Genomic DNA, 17,971 nt, shown 5'->3' with positions numbered 1-17,971 from the left:
ACCATGGCCCGAAACGACGCACGGACCGAGGGCACGGCCGCCGCGGAGGTCCCGTCGGACACCGCGGTCGCCGTGGACCGTCTGGTCACGGCCGGTCTGAAGGCGCTCGCCGACTACGAGTCCTTCACGCAGGAGCAGATCGACCACATCGTCAAGAAGGCGTCGGTCGCCGCCCTCGACCACCACACCGCGCTGGCCCGTCTCGCGGTCGACGAGACGGGACGCGGGGTCTTCGAGGACAAGGCCGCCAAGAACATGTTCGCGTGCGAGCACGTCACGCACAGCATGGGCCCGATGAAGACGGTCGGCGTCATCGCCCGGGACGACATCGAGGACATGGTCGAGATCGCCGAGCCGGTGGGCGTGGTGGCCGCGGTCACCCCGGTGACCAACCCGACCTCCACCACGCTCTTCAAGGCGCTGACGGCTCTGAAGACCCGCAACCCCGTGGTGTTCGCCTTCCATCCCTCCGCCCAGCGGTGCAGCGCCGAGGCCGCCCGCGTCGTGCGGGACGCGGCCGTCGCGGCGGGAGCGCCGGAGCAGTGCGTGCAGTGGATCGAGCAGCCGTCCGTCGAGGCGACCGGCATGCTGATGCGGCACCCGGGCGTCTCCCTGATCCTCGCCACCGGCGGCAACGCCATGGTCAAGGCGGCCTACTCGGCCGGGAAGCCCGCCCTGGGCGTCGGCGCCGGCAACGTCCCCGCCTACGTGCACCGCAGCGCGAAACTGCGCCGGGCCGTCAACGACCTGGTGCTGTCGAAGTCGTTCGACAACGGGATGATCTGCGCCTCCGAGCAGGCCGTCATCCTGGACGACGAGATCTACGACGCGGCCGTGGCCGAGTTCCGCACCCTGCACGCGTATCTCGCCGACGCGCAGGAGAAGGCGCGGCTGGAGTCGTTCCTCTTCCCGTCCTCCGGCGGTTCGGGCGCCGGCTGCGAACCGAAGGTCAACGCGGCGGCCGTGGGCCGCAGCCCGGCGTGGATCGCCGAGCAGGCGGGGTTCGCCGTGCCGCAGGACACCTCCGTCATCCTCGTCGAGGCCGAACGCGTGGGCCCGGAGGAGCCGTTGACCCGCGAGAAGCTGTGCCCGGTACTGGCCGTGCTCCGCGCCCGGGACGAGCGCCACGGTTTCGACCTGGCCGCCGACATGGTCGCCTTCCACGGCCAGGGCCACAGCGCCGTCATCCACACCGAGGACACCGCGCTGGCGGAGGCGTACGGCATGCGCATGAAGACCGTGCGGATCATCGTCAACGCGCCCTCCTCGCAGGGCGCCATCGGCGGCGTCTACAACAGCCTGCTGCCCTCGCTCACGCTCGGCTGCGGCTCCTGGGGCAGCACCTCGGTGTCGAACAACGTCTCCGCCGCACAGCTGCTGAACGTCAAGCGCCTCTCCACCCGCCGCAACAACCTCCAGTGGTTCAAGGTCCCTCCGAAGATCTACTTCGAACCGCAGGCCCTGCGCTACCTGACCGCCATGCCGGACGTCCACCGCGTCACCGTCGTCACCGACGCCACCATGACCCGGCTCGGCTTCGTCGACCGGGTCGGCCGCGTCCTGCGGAGCCGCCCCGAGCCGGTCACCCTCCAGATCATCGACGACGTGGAGCCCGAGCCCAGCATCGACTCGGTGCGGCACGGAGCGCGCCTGATGGGCGACTTCCGCCCCGACACCGTCATCGCGCTCGGCGGCGGCTCCCCCATGGACGCGGCCAAGGTGATGTGGCTGCTGTACGAGCAGCACGCCTCGGGCAACGAGATCGACTTCACGGACATGCGGCAGAAGTTCTCCGACATCCGCAAGCGCGCCTTCCGCTTCCCGACTCCCGGCAGGCTCGCCCGGCTCGTGTGCGTGCCGACCACGTCCGGCACCGGCGCGGAAGTCACCCCGTTCGCCGTCATCTCCGACCCGGCGACCGGCAAGAAGTACCCGCTCGCCGACTACGCCCTCACCCCCAGCGTGGCCATCGTCGACCCGCTGCTCACCACCGCCCTGCCGCCCGCGCTCGCCGCCGACAGCGGCTTCGACGCCCTCACCCACGCCATCGAGGCGTACGTCTCCGTGTACGCCAACGACTTCACCGACGGCCTCGCCCTGCACGCGATCCGCCTGGTCTTCGGCCATCTCGAGGCGGCCGTCAACGACCGCGACGGGTCGCCCGAGGCACGGGAGAAGATGCACAACGCCGGCACCATCGCGGGCATGGCCTTCGGCAACGCCTTCCTCGGCATCGTCCACGCCATGTCGCACACCCTCGGCGCCACCTTCCACATCGCGCACGGCCGCACCAACGCGATCCTGCTGCCGCACGTCATCCGCTACAACGGCGCCGTCCCGGCCAAGCCGACCAGCTGGCCCAAGTACGAGAGCTACCGCGCCCCCGAACGCTTCCAGGACATCGCGCGCACCCTCGGCCTGGCCGCCACCTCCCCGGCCGAGGGCGTGGAATCGCTCGCCCGGGCCGTGGAACGCCTGCGGGACGCGGTCGGCATCGAACCGACGTTCCAGGCCCTCGGCATCGACGAACCGACCTTCCTGGACGCCCTCCCCCGCCAGGCCCTGAACGCCTACGAGGACCAGTGCGCGCCCGCCAACCCCCGCATGCCGATGCTGGACGACATGCAGGCGATCATGCGGGCCGCGTACCACGGCTGACGGGCGGGCCGGGCATGACCCGAGCGGCGCGCGGCCGAGCCCCTGACGTCGGCGCGCATGCCACGGTCCCCCCTGTCCCGGCAGCTGGTCCGACCGTCGGCCCCCTCCCCCCTCGATCCGGACGTCCTCACGTCCGGGGCCCGCGGGTCGAGGGGGCCGACGGTCCGTCCCGCCCGCCGCCGCACCGCGCACCGCCGCACCGCCGCACCGCCGCACCGCCGCACCGGACGGCTGGTCCGGAAGGTCGGGCCGCGACCCGCCCCCACCCCCCGCGCGGAGCGCGCCGGCGGGCAGGTCGAGCACGCGGTCGCAGGAGAAGTCGGGCAGCGTGTCGAGCCGGGCCGTGACCTGCGGAACCGCCGCCAGGTCCAGCTGCCCTGTGCCGGGCCCGCAACCGGGCCGCGGCCCGCGGCGGGCGTCCGCGCCTGGTCACGGACGACGAGCGCGTGCTGCGCCTGCTGTGCGACACCGGTCTGCGCTCCGCCTTCGCAGACCGGTCCTGACCGTCAGGACCACGCGCGTCCGGGCGTCCGCAGCGGTGCCGACCGACGGCCCGTCATACGCCGTTGGACGCGGCCACCCAGATCCTCGGGAAGAGGGGAGCGCGATGAGAAGGCCGCCGGGGCGCAGCCCGGCGGCCTTCTCGCGGTCGCGCGCCCGTCGGTCGTCGGGCGCGGCCGCCGCGGTGACGGGGAGGCCGGCCCGGCCGTGCCCGACGGGACGGATCCGCCGCGTCAGTCGTGGGCGACGACGGCGACGGGGGCCGTGGCGTGGTGCATGACCGCGTGGGTGACGGACCCGATGTGCACGCCGAATGGGCTGCGGCGGACCCGGCGGCCGACGACGACGAGCGAGGCGTCGTGGGAGGCGTCGATCAGGTGGCTCGCCGGAGTGCCGAACCGGGACATCTCCTCCACCTCGACGTCCGGGTACTTCTCCCGCCAGGGCAGAAGGGCCTCGGAGAGCGCTCCGGCCTGCGCACGGCCGATGTCCTCGCGGGGGTCGTACCCGCCCGCCACGCTGTTCGCGTAGTACGACGGCAGGTTCCAGCCGTGGACGGCGGTCAGGGCGGCCCCGCGGCGCCGCGCCTCCTCGAAGGCGAAGGAGATCACCCGGTCGTCCGGACTGCCGGTGTCCAGGCCCACCACGACGGGCCGGAAGCCGGTGACGGCGGACGGGAGGCCCGCGGCGTCCTTGAGGTGCTCGTCGGCCGGCTGTCCGCCGGCCCGTACCAGGACCACGGGCGCCTCGGTGCGGGCGACCACGGACTGGCCGACGGATCCGACGAGGAAGCCGCCGATGCCGCTGAGCGCACGGGAGCCGAGGACCAGCAGCTCCGCGTCCCGGGCGGCCTCCACCAGGACGTCGGCGGGGTTCCCGTCACGCTGTTCGGTGCTCACCTCCACGCCGGGGTGCCGCCGCCGCACGTCCTCGCCGGCTTCGCGGGGAACCCGCTCGGTCCAGTGCTGGTGGGTCTCGGCGCCCAGGAGCGGTGCCTGTGCCATCGGCTCCGGCACCGGCTGCCATACGTGCACCAGCCGTACCGCGAGACCCCGCAGCGCTGCCTCACGGGCGGCCCAGTCGGCGGCGGCCCGGCTCTCGAGCGAGCCGTCGAGTCCTACGGTGATCGTGCCGGGCATGATGCCCACCTCCTGTGTCGGGTGTCCTGCTTCGAGCATCCCGGCCGGCGGCCGGAACGGGCAGGGACCGCAGGTCCCGGACGCAGGTCCGGTCGGCCCCCGCCGTGCTGCGCGGCGGTGGGCCCGTCGGCGGGCCCACCGCGTCGACGGCTGTCAGCGCAGCCACTGGTGGTCGCGGACGACGGGGAGCCCGGCCCACAGGCGTCCCAGGCCCAGGGCGTCGCCCGCGCAGACCACGGCGAGGACGACCATCAGCACGGCGTAGACGAGGTGGTAGTCGGCGAACGGGTTCGTCGACATGCTCGGGGAGCCGTCCGACAGGTGCTGGGCGGGCGGCCACTCGGCCATCCACATCAGCGCCATCATCACCGTGCCCGCGAGGGCCGTCGGGCGCAGGGCCACTCCGGCGGTCAGAGCGAGGCCGATGCCGAGCAGACCGAGCATGAACAGCCAGTCCGCCCAGCCGGCTCCCGCCCAGGAGTGGAAGGTGGACTCCATCGGTCCGGCGGCGACCGAGCCGAGGAAGCCCTTGGTGGGCGAGGCGCCGTCGATCCAGGCCTTGCCGGACCGGGTGGCGTAGCCGAAGCCGAACGTCTTGTCGAGGAAGGCCCACAGGAAGACGAAGCCCATCAGCACGCGGGCGGTGGCGAAGGCGTAGGCCCGTGCGGTGTCCGTGCCGCTGTGTGCCGTCACGTCGGAGTCGGGTGCGGAGGCCGTGCGGTTCTTGCGCAGGGAGGGCAGGTGGAAGCCGGCCTTCGGATTCGTGTGCTGGTGCACGGCCATGGCGGTGATCCCCTCGGTGATGGTCGGTCCGAATCGCCGACACCCCGACTCTCCCGCCCGGCGACGGTCCGCGCCCGGTGCCGATGGTCCACGGCCGAGGGCTGAACGGCCCTGTGGGCGCGAGCCGTTCGGCGCGGGCTGACTGGTGACTCGCCGAACGGCTCACCTCCCAGGGGGCTTTGAGCGAGCGGGAGTTCCGGATGGGCGTGGCGAAGCCCGGCACACCGTCCGGACGGTGTGAGCGGTGCGCGACACCGCACGGGAGGCAGGGTCATCAACCGGCCTGAGGGGATGGCGACTTCGGCCGCGACACCGTGACCAGGCCGCCGCCCGACCGGGTTCACGGCCTCAGCGACGGCGCGTCACCCGTAGGAGCCGCCCCCACAACGGACGGGCGGACGGCGCGTCATGACGCGCCGTCCGCCCGTTTCGGGTTCCCCCGCCCCTGTCCGGGGGCGGGTCAGTCGTGCGGGACCACCGCCACCGGCGCGGCGGCGTGGTGCAGCAGCGCCTGGGTCACCGGCCCGATGTGCGCGCCGACCGCCGCCCGGCGGATCCTCCGGCCCACCACGACCAGTGCCGCGTCGTGGGAGGCGTGAACCAGGGGGGAGCCCGCGCTGCCGATCGTGATCTGTGTGCTCACCTCCACGGCGGGAAACCTCTCCTGCCACGGCCGCAGCACCTCGCGGAGGTCGCGCCGCGCTTGCCCGGCCAGTTCGTCGTCGAGTCCGGGCATGAGCTCGCCGCCGTAGTAGTACGGCGGCAGCGCACGGCCGTGGACGACGCGCAGACCTGCCGCGCGGCGCGAAGCCGCGTCGAACGCGAAGCCGATCACCGCGTCGTCGGGCCGGTCCAGGTCCAGGCCGAGAACGACGTCGTGGGCACCGGTCGCGTCGGGGCGGGCGTCCGCCGGATGGTCCGCGGGCCGGTCACGCCCGCCGGCTGCGGCCGTCCGCACGAGGACCACCGGCCGTTCGCTCGCGGCCAGGACCGCGAGCGAGACGGAACCGAGCAGGTATCCGACGACCTTGCCCAGGCCGCGAGATCCCAGCACCAGCAGTTCGGAGTCCTCCGCGGCCTTCAGCAGGGCCGGGACGGGCGGTCCGGGGAGGTCTTCGGCCTCGACCCGCAGACCGGGGTGCCGGTCGGCGAGGTGGGCTCGCGCTGCGTCCAGGAGGCGCCGCGCGGCCGCTTGCGGCAGATCGCTCGGCAGCGGCGGCACGTCGAGTCCGCCCAGGGGCGCGTGAACCGGGGCCTGCCACTCCGAGGCGCTCACCAACCGCAGGGGCAGCCGACGCAGGAGTGCTTCACGGGCGGCCCAGTCCGCGGCGGCCAGGCTCTCCGGCGAGCCGTCCAGTCCGACGGCGAGGGTGCGGGGCATGGGAAACCTCCTTCAGGTGCTGCGAGTCTGCGTACCGTGCGGCCGCGCGGGTAGGGACCACTGGTCCCGGCCGGGCAGCCGACAGTCCCTCCCCCTTCTCCCTTCCGGACGCCCGTCGGCATGCGGCCGGGCCCCGGCGGTCTCGCCAGGGCCCGGGAGAACGCGGTCCTCAGCCGCGCGGGAGGCGGTCGGCGACGTACTGGGTGAGGTCCAGCAGGCGGTTGGTGTAGCCCCACTCGTTGTCGTACCAGCCGAAGACCTTCACCAGCTCACCGTGGGCCTGCGTCAGCGGGGCGTCCAGGACGCAGGAGGCCGGGTCGCCGACGACGTCGCGCGAGACGATCGGGGCGTCCGAGACGCGCAGGATCCCCTTGAGCGGCCCGTCGGCGGCCTCCCGGAACGCGGCGTTGATCTCCTCGACGCTCGCCGGCCGCTCCAGGACCAGGCTCAGGTCGGTCAGCGAACCGTCCTCGACGGGGACCCGTACGGCGATGCCGTCCAGCGTGCCGGCCAGCTCCGGCAGGACCAGCCCGACGGCGCGGGCCGCGCCGGTGGATGTGGGGATGATGTTGACGGCGGCGCTGCGGCCACGCCGCAGGTCCTTGTGCGGGCCGTCGAGGACCACCTGGTCGTTGGTGTAGCCGTGGATGGTCGTCATCAGGCCCTTGACCAGGCCGAAGGAGTCGTCGATCACCTTCACCATGGGGGCCACGCAGTTGGTGGTGCAGGAGGCGTTGGACACCACGTGGTGACGGTCCGGGTCGTAGGCGCCCTCGTTGACGCCCATGACCACCGTGGCGTCGACGTCCTTGCCGGGCACCGACAGCAGCACCTTGCGGGCCCCGGCCGCCAGGTGCCGGCCCGCCTGTTCGCGGGTGCGGAAGCGTCCCGTCGACTCGATCACGACGTCCACACCGAGGTCGCCCCAGGCCAGCTCCGCGGGGTCGCGCTCGGCGGTCACCGCGACGCGGTGGCCGCCCACGGTCAGGGATGTCTCGTCGTGCTCCACGGCACGGCCCAGCCGCCCGTACGTGGAGTCGTACGCCAGCAGGTGCGCCAGCGCCGCGGGCGAGGTGAGGTCGTTGACGGCGACGACCTCGACCGGCGTTCCGCTGCCGGCCTCCGCGCGCTCCAGCACGCCGCGCAGGTAGGTGCGTCCGATGCGGCCGAAGCCGTTGATGCCCACGCGCACGCTCATGTCCGTCGCCCTCCCGGGAAGTTCACCGATGTCCGTGCCATCAGACTGCGGGCGCCGGACCGGCCGGGGCTTGAGCCGTACGGGGACGAGGGGGCGGGACGTTCGGCCCCGCGGCCCCGCCCGGGCATGTCCGCGCCGTGCGCGCGCGGGGCGGGGACGCGCACGGGGAGACAGGCCGACCGGATGGGCGATGGGGGCCGATCGGCCCTACTGTCCGGCGCTCGCCCGACGTTCCATCGAGGTGTTCCCTCCGTACGCGGTCCGTCGAACGTCCGGCGCTTCCAGCACCGAGGTCACCGGTCACCGCCCAGGCCCAGGAAGGCAGAGGACCGCCCATGTCATCCCGGCCCACCGGCCGCCGGTTCACCGCACCCCCCGCGGCCGCCGGCACTCCGGCCACCGTCCTGCCGCGCGCGCCGCACCGGCGCGCGACCTCGTCATGACCGTCGGGGGCGCCCTGCCCGCCGCCGGGCCGCGCCACAGCATCGAACTGGACGTCGCCGAGGCACTGAGGCTGCTCGGCAGCGTGTCCTTGGGCAGGATCGTCTTCACCCGGCACGCGCTGCCGACCGTCCGTCCGGTCAACCACGTGCTGGACGACGGCGACATCGTCATCCGCACCCATGAGAGCGCGGCCCTGAGCAGTTACACCCGCCAGGACGACGCCCAGGGCGTCGTCGTCGCGTACGAGGCGGACGACATCGATCCCGACACCCTGCTCGGGTGGAGCGTCATCGTCACCGGCTACGCACGGCTGATCACCGATCCCCGCCAGGTGGCGAGGTATCAGCGGATGCTGCGCCCCTGGGGGACGGAGACGATGGACCACGCGGTGCGGATCCGGCCCGACCTCGTCACCGGGCTGAGGCTCGTCCCGTCCGGGCCGCCCGGCCCGCATCCGTCCGGGCCGCCCTTCTCCCTGCCGTCCTGACGCCGGCCGCTCGCCCTTCGCGCGGAGCGCGCCACGGACGTCCGCGGCGGCGTCCCTGCGGCGGCGGCCGGACGCACCGGCCCGTCGTGCGCTGGGGCAAGAGCGCGGCGACGTGGTGGACGCGCGCCTCCCGCGGAGGCCGCCCGGCTAGGGCGTCGCGGCCGCCGAGGTGAGCCGTCCGTCGCGCACTTCGGCGATGCGGTCGGCGGCGGTCAGGTGGGCGGGGTCGTGCGTGACCAGGACGGTGGCGGTCGCCTGCTCGTGGGTGAGCCGAGTGATCAGGTCGATGACGGCGGCGCCGCGCGCGTGGTCGAGCGCGCTGCACGGCTCGTCGACCAGGAGGACGGCCGGGTCGTTCATCAGGGCGCGGGCGATGTTGACGCGTTGGCGTTGGCCGCCGGAGAGCTGGTGGGGCCGGCGGTCGGCCCGGTCGGCCAGGCCGACCGCGTCGAGGAGCTCCCTCGCCCGGCCGCGGGCGGTGCGTGGGCTGCGCCCGTCCGCCCGGGCCACGACCTGGAGCTGTTCGGCGGCGGTGAGGGAGGGGATCAGGTGGGGCTGCTGGAAGACGATGCCGATCGTGTGGCGGCGCAGTTCGGTGAGTTCGCCCCGGGTCAGCCCGGTGGTGGTCCGGCCGTCGATGGCGACGACGCCGGCGTCGGGGGTGATCAGGGTGGCGGCGACGGCCAGGAGACTGGACTTGCCCGAGCCGGAAGGGCCGATCACGGCGGTGAGCGTGCCCCGGGGCACGTCGAGGGTGACGTGGTCGAGGGCGGTGAGACGGGTGTCGCCGTCCGGGTAGGTGAGGGTGATGCCGGTCAGGTTGAGGCTCATCGGGCGCTCCCCAGGGCCGTCAGCGGGTCGATGGAGGTGATGCGGCGGATCGACAGGGCGGCTCCGAGGGCGCCGAGGAGGATCATCACGGCGGCCGGGACCAGGACGGTGGCGGGGGTGAGGAGGAACGGCGCCGTGCCGCCGGACAGCAGGGCGCCGACGGCTGCGGCGATGCCCGTGCCGAGCAGGGTCCCGCCGGTGAGCAGGAGGACGGCCTGGCCGAGGGCGTCGGCGAGCAGGCCCGCGGTGGAGGCGCCCAGGGCCTTGAGAACGGCGACGTCGCCGCTGCGCTGCATGGTCCAGACGGTGAAGAAGGCACCGATGACGAGGGCGGAGATGGCGAACAGGAAGCCCCGCATCAGCTGGAGGGAGCCGTTCTCGGAGGCGTAGGAGCCGATCGCGGACAGCGCGTCCCCGGTGGAGACCGTCCTGGTGCCGGCCCGCCGGTCGACGGCCGCCGTGTCGGTCGTCGAGGCGAGACGCAACGCGATGACGGTGGCCCTCCGGTCCTCCCCGCTGCCGGTGGGCGGCGCGATCCTCTGCCAGATGTCCAGACCGGTCCAGATCACCGGAGTGTGGCTGTAGGCGGCGTCGCCCCCGACGGCGGCCACCGTCGCCGGCCGGCCCGCCAGCGTGAAGGAGTCGCCTGCCCGGACGTCGAGGTCCTCGGCGGCCTCGGTGGACAGCACCACCGCACGGTCGCCTATCGCGTCGCCGTGCGGGGCGAGGCGGGAGCCGGGCTCGACCCCGAAGGCCGAGACCCCGATGCTCTTGTCCCCGGCCGTGGCCATGGTGACGGCGATCCCCAGCGGCTCGGCGCTCTGGACGCCCGGCGCCCCGGACCACTGCCGCCACTGCCGCCAGGTGACGGTGGACCGGGAGAACGACAGGTCCTGACCGCCGCTGGGCGCCTGGAAGGCGAGCATGTCCGCGGGCAGCCCCGTGATCGCGGAGGTGTTCTGCCGGCCGAGTCCGGCCGTCAGCCCGGACAGCAGTCCGACCAGCAGGGTGATCAGCGTGATGACGGTCCCCATCAGGGCGAAGCGCCCCTTGGCGAACCTCAGGTCCCTCCAGGCGAGAAACACGGTCGTGGCCTGTCCTTTGCGACGGTGGGAGGTGGGAGCGGTACGCCTCCACCCTCGCCGCCGGCCCCCCGCGCGCGGATCCGGCGCAGGACGGCACCTCGCGGGCGGAAGGGCGGCACAGGAGTTGTCACTTTCGATGGAGGCCCCGGGACTACGGCGTCCGTAACCTGGGACGCACTGTGAACACCACCGCCCGCACCCCGACCCCGACCACCCGGTCCCTGGCCTGGTGCCTGCACCTGCTCATCATCGGTCTGCTCGCCCTGGCCGCCGGCCGGGCCCTGACCGACGACCGCGCCCACGCCGGATCGGTCGCCGCCGCGGCCGCGGCGTGCGGCCTGGCCTACGCGGTCGGGCCCGTGCTGCCCGCCGTACGCCGCTCACGGCGGAGCGCCGCACTATGGCTGGCCGGGGTGGGCCTGTGCTGGCTGGCGCTGCTCGTCCTGTCCGCCGACGCGGTGTGGGTGGCCTTCCCGCTGTACTTCCTCCAGCTTCATCTGCTGTCCCGCCGCACCGCGTCGGCAGCCGTGGCCGCCACCGCCGCCGCCGCGGTCGCGGGCTTCGCCGCCCACCGGCACTCCTTCAGTCCCGCCATGGTCATCGGCCCCGCGCTCGGCGCCGCCGTGGCGGTCGCCGTGGTGTGGGGGTACCAGGCCCTGTACCGCGAGAGCGAACAGCGCCGCGCTCTGATCGAGGAGCTCACCGCCACCCGCGCCGACCTGGCCGCGGCCCAGCACACCGCCGGCGTGCTCGCCGAACGCGACCGCCTGGCCCGGGAGATCCACGACACCCTCGCCCAGGGCCTGTCCAGCATCCAGCTCCTGCTGCGCGCCGCCGAACGCGCACTGCCCGGGGCGCCGCAGAACGCGGCCCGCCATGTGGGCCAGGCACGGCAGGCCGCCGTCGACAACCTCGCCGAGGCCCGCCGCTTCGTCGCCGCCCTCACCCCGCCCGCGCTGGAGGGCGCCACCCTGACCGACGCCCTGGAACGCCTGTGCGCCACCGCCTCCGCCCGGCACCCGCTCGCCGCGCGCTTCCACATCGCGGGCGACGTCGCCCCGCTCGGCACCGCGCACGAGGTCGCGCTGTTGCGCATCGCTCAGTCCGCCCTGTCCAACACCGTGCGCCATGCCGAGGCCACCACCGCCGACGTCACCCTCACCTGCCTCGGTGACCACGTCACCCTCGACGTCACCGACGACGGACGCGGCTTCGACCCGGCCGGCCTGCCGGCCCCCGACCCCGAGGCAGGCGGCTTCGGGCTGGCGGCCATGCGCGCCCGCGCCCACGCCCTCGGCGGCGCCCTCACCATCGCGTCCGCCCCCGGCCACGGCACCGCCCTGACCGCCCGGCTCCCCCGCACCCCGCCGTCCGCTTCCCAGCCCGAGGCCCGCCCGTGACCGACGAAGCTCCCATCCGCCTGCTGCTGGCCGACGACCACCCCGTCGTACGGGCCGGACTGCGCGCCGTGCTGGAGACCGAACCCGGCCTCGTCATCGCGGCCGAAGCCGCCACGGCCGAGGACGCCGTCCGCCGCGCCGCCGAGGGCGACATCGACGTCGTCCTCATGGACCTCCAGTTCGGCAGGGGCATGGGCGGCGCGGAGGCCACCGCCCGGATCACCGCGCGGCCGGGAGCCCCCCGCGTGCTGGTCGTCACCACCTACGACTCCGACGCCGACACCCTGCCCGCCATCGAGGCCGGCGCCACCGGCTACCTCCTCAAGGACGCCCCGCCCGAGGACCTCGCCGCCGCCGTACGCACCGCCGCCGCGGGGCGCACCACGCTGGCGCCCTCGGTGGCCGACCGGTTGATGAACCGGCTCCGCGCCCCCGGCACGGCACTGACCCGGCGCGAGACCGAGGTGCTCACCCTCGTCGCCGCCGGCCTCTCCAACCAGGCCGTCGGCGGCCGCCTCCACCTCACCGAAGGCACCGTGAAGTCCCACCTGGCCCGCGTCTACGCCAAACTCGGCGTGGACTCCCGGACCGCCGCCGTCGCCGCCGCGACCGACCTGGGCCTCATCCGCCGCTGACCGGCACGGTGGCGTGCGGGCACGCGCGCCGCTGCCGCCGGCGTCGCCGGGCCCGGAGCCTGCTGAGGGTCTGCATCGCCTCGTGTTCGATCCGCGCGAGGTCGTGGAGGATCGAGCCCGCCTGCACGAGGTGCTCCGCGTCACCGGATGCGCCCGCCGCCGCGACGAGAGCCGCGACCCGGGTCCACAGCCGCCGGCCTCGGCGTCCAGCCGGTGGCCGCGGTGCGCAACTGCCTGCTGCTCCCGGTCAGTCGGGGGCACTGCGCGAGGAACGCGCGACACGCGCGTCGGCTCCCGCCCGTCCGTGCCCGGTTGCGCCGGGCCGGTTTCGAGCGATCGTAGAGTCATGACGGCTTGGGAGGTACGCCTTCCGGGTCCGACCACCGCCGCGGCCTGCGCTCGGTCCGCGTGCGCAGACGTCCGTGACCGGACGGAAGCCCTCCTCCGGTTCGGGTCGCGGGGAAGGGGCGGCCAGCGTGGTGACGAGGCCCGGCGTTCTCGGCGCGATGACCAAGGAACATCGCGAGCGGCTCATGTCGCTCGCACGCGAGGTGTCGTTCGCGGCCGGTGAGCGCATCTTCGACGAGGGCGGCGGCGCCGACCGCTTCTGGATCATCCACACGGGCACGGTCGCACTCGACCTGCGCGTGCCCGGGCGGCAGGCGGCGACCGTCGAGACCCTCGGCGCCGGAAGGATGCTGGGCTGGTCCTGGCTCGTCCCTCCCCACCAATGGCATCTGGGGGCCCAGGCCGACAGCCCGGTGCGCGCCTACGAGTTCGACGCCGCGGCGGTCCGTGAGCTGTGCGCGGCGGATCCGGCGCTGGATCACGAGATGTGCACCTACGTCTGCGGCGTCCTCGCACGCCGGCTCCGGTCGGCACGCGTGCGGCTGCTCGACCTGTACGCGCCCCACGGTGCGGGCGAGGTTCCCTGACCCGGCGAGACGAGGTGCTTGGAAGTGCCGCAGACCCCGCACATCGTGAGTGACGTGATGACGCAGACGGTCGTGGCCGTGGGACGCGACGCGCTCTTCAAGGAGATCGTGCGGACCATGGAGCAGTGGAAGGTCAGCGCCATGCCCGTCCTGGAGGGCGAGGGCCGCGTCATCGGGGTCGTCTCCGAGGCCGACCTGCTGCCCAAGGAGGAGTTCCGCGACGAGGATCCGAGCCTCGTGGAGCAGAGCCGGCGCCTGTCGGACGTCGCCAAGGCCGGGGCTGCCACGGCGGGCGAGCTCATGAGCACCCCCGCGGTCACCGTCCACCCGGACGTCACCCTGGCCCAGGCAGCACGGATCATGGCCGTGCGGCGCGTCAAGCGCCTGCCGGTGGTCGACGACCTCGGCATGCTCCAGGGCCTCGTGAGCCGCGCCGACCTGCTGAAGGTCTTCCTCCGGTCGGACGACGACATCGAGGAGGAGGTGCGCCGCACGGTGGTGTCCTACCTCTTCCCGTCCGTCAGTCACGCCGTCCACGTGGACGTGCACGAGGGGGTCGTCACCCTCCGCGGACACCTCCGCGACACCTCGCTCATCCCGGTCGCGGTGCGTCTCGTGCGCGCCGTGGAGGGAGTCGTGGACGTCGAACCCCGGCTCACCGGCGACGCCGCCCCCGGGACCGACGCGGGCGACGCCCGCTGAAGGCCGGGCCCGGTCTTCTGCGCGTCTGGCCGGAGCCGGGTCAGCTCGCGGCCGGGGCGCGAGCCGTGGGCGTGGCGTCACGGCCGGCCGACCTCCGCCGCCTCGCCCCCCACAGGGGCCGAAAGCCGGCGCGAGAGGGACGTTCGGCCCTGGGCCCCGGTCCCGCGGCCGTTCGACGGTGGGAGCAGGGGGGGACGACCGGCGAATGGCGGGAGGCGGGTCATGAGCGCACAGGGTTCGCCCTCTTCATCGGGGCCGCCGCCGGGGCGCGGCGACGACGCGCCCCCGGACACGGCCTGCCTGCGACGTGCGTCCGACACGTTCGAGTGCTGGCTGCGCCGTGTTCTGCTGCTCGTGCTCGTCGTCGGCATGCCCGCGGCCGCGGTCGGCGCGGGACTGACGGCGTATCACGCGTCGCTGCGCACCGTGCGGATCCAGGCAGCCGACCGGCACCAGGTCACCGCCCACCTGACGAGGAAGGCCGACGGCGGCGACTGGGCGAAGCGGCCGGCGCCGGTTCGCTGGACCGGCCCCGACGGGGTCGTGCGCACGGGCACGGCCCTGGTGAGCCCGGGAACCGCCCGGGGCGCCGCGGTGCGCCTGTGGGTGAACCGCGAGGGAACGGTCACCGGTCCCCCCACGACCACGCTGAACGCGACGGCCGACGGCTGGCTCATGGGCGGTATGGCGGCGTTCGGCGTGGCCGGCGGATCCTACGCGGCCTGGGCCGGTGTGCGTCGGGTCCTGGACCGCAGAAGGTACGCGCAGTGGGACGCCGAGTGGGTCCGGGTGGAACCCCGGTGGTCCGCGCGCTTCCGCCCCTGACGGACGCGAGCCTCGGGAGGCGTCACGAGTGCTGACGCGACGACCGCCGATCCGTCGTGGTCGCGATCCGGGCCGCACATGGTCCGGGCGGCGGCCCGCCGTGCGGTCGAGCCGGTGGCGCGGATACGCCGTTCGAGGGGCCCGGAGGCACTGGGGGCGCGCGCAGTAGAAGATCAATTCGAGTGTGCGCCCTGCGGGTGACGTGCGGATTCACAAGATCGGCGACTGGTTGGCTTCTCGCTGTGACTCAGTTGACGGAGTCCGGCCTGGAGCCGGACCAATGCGTGCTGCCCTCCGTGCGAGAGGCGAAGGAATCGTTTCGCCCGCTGGTCCTGGACCCGGCACGGCCCGCCGGCGCCGCTGCGCTGGCCGCGTTGCGGGAATCGGCCTGTGTGCGCGAGGTCCACGACCGCATCGAGGACCAGGTCGAGGAGCTCCTGCACTGTCTGGCGCCGGCGGATCCCTTCCGCGCCCGCTCCCGGTTCCGTGCCGTCGCCGAGGCCATGGGCGGCCGGCCGCACGACTACGGCCGATGGGTCTGGTACCCGTGGTCGGGACGCCTGGTGCATGTGCTGGCGCGGGACGAGTTCCGTCTGGTCCGCACCGACCGCAACCGCGACAAGATCACCCGCGACCAGCAGCGGGCGTTGTCCCGGCGTCGGGTGGGCGTCATCGGGCTGTCGGTGGGCGGCAGCGCCGCGCTGGCCTGCGCCATGGAGGGGGTGGGCGGCGCCTTCAGGCTGGCGGACTTCGACCGGCTCGGCCTGTCGAACCTGAACCGCCTGGAAGCGGGCGTTCACGAGCTCGGGGTGGAGAAGAGCATCCTGTGCGCCCGCCGCATGTACGAGCTCGACCCCTATCTGGACGTCGAGGTCTTCCGGGACGGCGTCACCGAGGACACCGTCGAGGACTTCTTCGGAGACCCTGGGCACGGTGACGGCCTGGACCTCCTGATCGAGGAGTGCGACACGCCGTGGGTGAAGGTCGCCGCCCGCGAGCACGCCCGTCGGCGGCGGGTTCCCGTCCTGATGGAGACCAACGACCGCGGCCTGCTCGACATCGAGCGCTTCGACCTGGAACCGGACCGCCCGCTCTTCCACGGGACCACCGCCCCGGTCGACGCCGACGACGTGCGCGGCCTGGACCGGGAACAGACCATCCGCTTTCTGCTCGACATCGTCGACGAGCGACGTCTGAGCCCCGCCATGACCGACGCCCTCACCCGTGTGGGACGCTCCCTGGCCGGCTGGCCCCAGCTGGCCAGCGGCGTGATGCTGGGCGCGGCCCTGGTCGCCGACACCGCGCGCCGCATCCTGCTCGGCGAACCTCTGTCCTCGGGCCGGCACTCCGTCGACCTCCAGGCCCTGGTGGCCGCCGAATGCGCCGGGCGATCACCCCTGGGAGCCGACCGGTGAACCGGGTGCCCGAACTGCGCGGCGAGCATCTGCGGTTGCGGGAGCTGCGAGCCGACGACCATGAACCTTTCACGCGCATCCTGACCCACCGGGTGCTCACCCGCTTCCTCGGCATCGACCGCATGGACGCCGGCCAGGCCCACGACGCGTTCGCCCGGTCCCTGGCCCAGCCCCACACGCATCCGCGCCGCAGGTACACCCTCGCCGTGTGCGCCCCGGACGACGACGCCCTCGTCGGCACCATGGGGCTGCTCGTCGAGGACTACGGCAGCAACGCCATGCTCACCAGCCTGGTGCTGCTGCCCGGGTCCGCGGTGCGCGGTCACGGGCACGAAGCGGGCCGCCTGTTGATGGCCTACGGTTTCGGACGCCTGGGCCTGCACCGCATCTGGGCCGGCCACCGCAGCGACCACCACTTCATGCCCCCGGTGATGCGCGCCGCCGGACTCCGCCCGGAGGCCACCCTCCGCCAGCTCTTCCGCACGCAGGGCTGCTGGCACGACGTCATCACCTACGCCACCGTGGCCCCCGACTGGAAACGCCAGGCCACTCCCCGGGAACTCGCCATCCTCGACGGCGCGGACGGACTCGACCGCGTCCGCTAAAGGGTGTTGCACAAGGCTCTGAGCTGGGCATCTCTTCTGTATGGCTGGGGTCTTACGTGCTGAGCGGGTGTGGGTGGAGACGTTCACGGGGCTGCGGATGACGCAGTTCTCGGGACTGTTGAAGGTGGTGCGGGAACGGGGCGGCAACGGCACGCTGCGGGGCCGGCCGTGGTCGCTGCCGCTGGCCGATCGGGTGCTGATGGTGGCGGTCTACTACCGCACGAACCTGACCATGCGGCAACTGGGCCCGCTGTTCGGTGTCTCTTCCTCGACGGTGTGCCGTGTGATCCAGCGGCTCGGTCCGCTGCTGGCGCTCGAGCCCGTCTCCCGCCAGTGCGATGTGGCAGACCGGTTGTGGATCGTGGACGGCACCCTGATCCCGGTCCGCGACCGGCACGTCGGCTCCTCGTCACGCAACTATCGGTTCTCCGCGAACGTGCAGGTCATCGTCGATGCCGACACCCGCCTGGTGGTCGCCGCCGCCCGCCCGGTGCCGGGCACCACCGCGGACGCGCACGCCTGGCGGGCCTCAGGGCTGAAGGACCGCTGTCAGGGCGTGACCGTCCTGGGCGACGGCGCCTACCTCAACTGCGGAATGGTCGTGCCGCACCGCAAACGCCCGCACCGGCCTTTGCTGCCGGGCGAGGAAGCCGACAATGCGGCGCACCGCAAGGTGCGTGCACGGGTGGAGCATGTGATCGGCCGGATGAAGAACTACAAGATCCTCCGCGACTGCCGGCAACGCGGCGACGGCCTCCACCACGCGGTCCAGGCCGTCGCCCACCTACACAACCTCGCGCTCGCATCATGACCAGAGGACTGCCAACACGGGCCCTGACCTGCCCCAACACGGCCTTATGCAACACCCTTTAGGGCGTGTTTCGAAAGTCCCGTCTGCCCGGCGACGCCTGGCACGCACGCTCGCCGCGTTGTCGGGATCACCCCGA

General features: G+C 73.6%; 16 protein-coding genes. 10 read left to right on the top strand and 6 right to left on the bottom strand.

Annotation, left to right across the window (positions count from 1 at the left end; translation table 11 throughout):
* The first annotated feature begins 3 nt into the window (after positions 1-3).
* On the top strand, positions 4-2,658 hold the full coding sequence (gene adhE, locus KMS84_RS05845; protein WP_256914970.1) for a bifunctional acetaldehyde-CoA/alcohol dehydrogenase: 2,655 nt from the start codon (positions 4-6) through the stop codon (positions 2,656-2,658).
* A gap of 734 nt (positions 2,659-3,392) precedes the next feature.
* Here adhE and KMS84_RS05840 read toward each other — a convergent pair.
* The 4 genes from KMS84_RS05840 to gap all read right to left on the bottom strand — a co-directional run bounded on the left by KMS84_RS05840 (position 3,393) and on the right by gap (position 7,660).
* On the bottom strand, positions 3,393-4,298 hold the full coding sequence (locus KMS84_RS05840; protein ID WP_256914969.1) for a universal stress protein: 906 nt from the start codon (positions 4,296-4,298) through the stop codon (positions 3,393-3,395).
* A 153-nt stretch (positions 4,299-4,451) separates the two neighbouring features.
* Entirely contained in the window at positions 4,452-5,081 is a 630-nt protein-coding gene (locus tag KMS84_RS05835) for a hypothetical protein (protein WP_256914968.1), read from the bottom strand.
* 460 nt (positions 5,082-5,541) lie between these two features.
* Positions 5,542-6,462 (bottom strand): universal stress protein, encoded by a 921-nt coding sequence (locus KMS84_RS05830; protein WP_256914967.1) that lies wholly within the window; start codon positions 6,460-6,462, stop codon positions 5,542-5,544.
* 169 nt (positions 6,463-6,631) lie between these two features.
* A complete protein-coding gene (gene gap, locus KMS84_RS05825; RefSeq protein ID WP_256914966.1) occupies positions 6,632-7,660 on the bottom strand; it encodes a type I glyceraldehyde-3-phosphate dehydrogenase in 1,029 nt (342 codons plus the stop codon).
* Positions 7,661-8,099: 439 nt separating this feature from the next.
* Here gap and KMS84_RS05820 point away from each other — a divergent pair, with 439 nt between their 5' ends.
* Positions 8,100-8,591 (top strand): pyridoxamine 5'-phosphate oxidase family protein, encoded by a 492-nt coding sequence (locus KMS84_RS05820; protein ID WP_256914965.1) that lies wholly within the window; start codon positions 8,100-8,102, stop codon positions 8,589-8,591.
* Positions 8,592-8,738: 147 nt separating this feature from the next.
* Here the strand turns inward: KMS84_RS05820 and KMS84_RS05815 are convergent, their stop codons facing one another.
* Both KMS84_RS05815 and KMS84_RS05810 read right to left on the bottom strand, forming a co-directional pair.
* Entirely contained in the window at positions 8,739-9,422 is a 684-nt protein-coding gene (locus KMS84_RS05815) for an ABC transporter ATP-binding protein (RefSeq protein ID WP_256914964.1), read from the bottom strand.
* Positions 9,419-10,507, bottom strand: coding sequence for an ABC transporter permease (locus KMS84_RS05810; protein ID WP_256914963.1), 1,089 nt, complete (start codon positions 10,505-10,507; stop codon positions 9,419-9,421). The genes KMS84_RS05815 and KMS84_RS05810 overlap by 4 nt, the downstream gene beginning before the upstream one ends.
* A gap of 179 nt (positions 10,508-10,686) precedes the next feature.
* Here KMS84_RS05810 and KMS84_RS05805 point away from each other — a divergent pair, with 179 nt between their 5' ends.
* From KMS84_RS05805 to KMS84_RS05770, 8 genes are all read left to right on the top strand, one after another.
* Complete coding sequence (locus tag KMS84_RS05805) at positions 10,687-11,907, top strand: sensor histidine kinase (protein WP_256914962.1); 1,221 nt, start codon at positions 10,687-10,689, stop codon at positions 11,905-11,907.
* Entirely contained in the window at positions 11,904-12,542 is a 639-nt protein-coding gene (locus KMS84_RS05800) for a response regulator (RefSeq protein ID WP_256914961.1), read from the top strand. The genes KMS84_RS05805 and KMS84_RS05800 overlap by 4 nt, the downstream gene beginning before the upstream one ends.
* Before the next feature lie 479 nt (positions 12,543-13,021).
* Positions 13,022-13,477 (top strand): Crp/Fnr family transcriptional regulator, encoded by a 456-nt coding sequence (locus tag KMS84_RS05795; RefSeq protein WP_256915023.1) that lies wholly within the window; start codon positions 13,022-13,024, stop codon positions 13,475-13,477.
* A 24-nt stretch (positions 13,478-13,501) separates the two neighbouring features.
* A complete protein-coding gene (locus tag KMS84_RS05790; RefSeq protein WP_256914960.1) occupies positions 13,502-14,179 on the top strand; it encodes a CBS domain-containing protein in 678 nt (225 codons plus the stop codon).
* A 222-nt stretch (positions 14,180-14,401) separates the two neighbouring features.
* Positions 14,402-15,004, top strand: coding sequence for an Rv1733c family protein (locus KMS84_RS05785; RefSeq protein ID WP_256914959.1), 603 nt, complete (start codon positions 14,402-14,404; stop codon positions 15,002-15,004).
* 242 nt (positions 15,005-15,246) lie between these two features.
* Positions 15,247-16,419, top strand: a complete 1,173-nt coding sequence (locus tag KMS84_RS05780) for a ThiF family adenylyltransferase (protein WP_256914958.1) — start codon at positions 15,247-15,249, stop codon at positions 16,417-16,419.
* A complete protein-coding gene (locus tag KMS84_RS05775) occupies positions 16,416-17,024 on the top strand; it encodes a GNAT family N-acetyltransferase (protein ID WP_256914957.1) in 609 nt (202 codons plus the stop codon). Before KMS84_RS05780 ends, KMS84_RS05775 begins: the two co-directional genes overlap by 4 nt.
* A gap of 40 nt (positions 17,025-17,064) precedes the next feature.
* Positions 17,065-17,835 carry a transposase family protein gene (locus KMS84_RS05770; RefSeq protein ID WP_256914956.1) on the top strand — a complete coding sequence of 257 codons (771 nt, stop codon included), beginning with the start codon at positions 17,065-17,067 and terminating at the stop codon, positions 17,833-17,835.
* The last annotated feature ends 136 nt before the right edge of the window (positions 17,836-17,971 follow it).

This window comes from Streptomyces hilarionis, from assembly GCF_024539675.1.
GTDB classification, from domain to species: Bacteria; Actinomycetota; Actinomycetes; order Streptomycetales; family Streptomycetaceae; genus Streptomyces; species Streptomyces hilarionis.
Note: the sequence above shows the minus strand (reverse complement) of the source record. Positions and strands in the feature narration are given on the sequence as shown.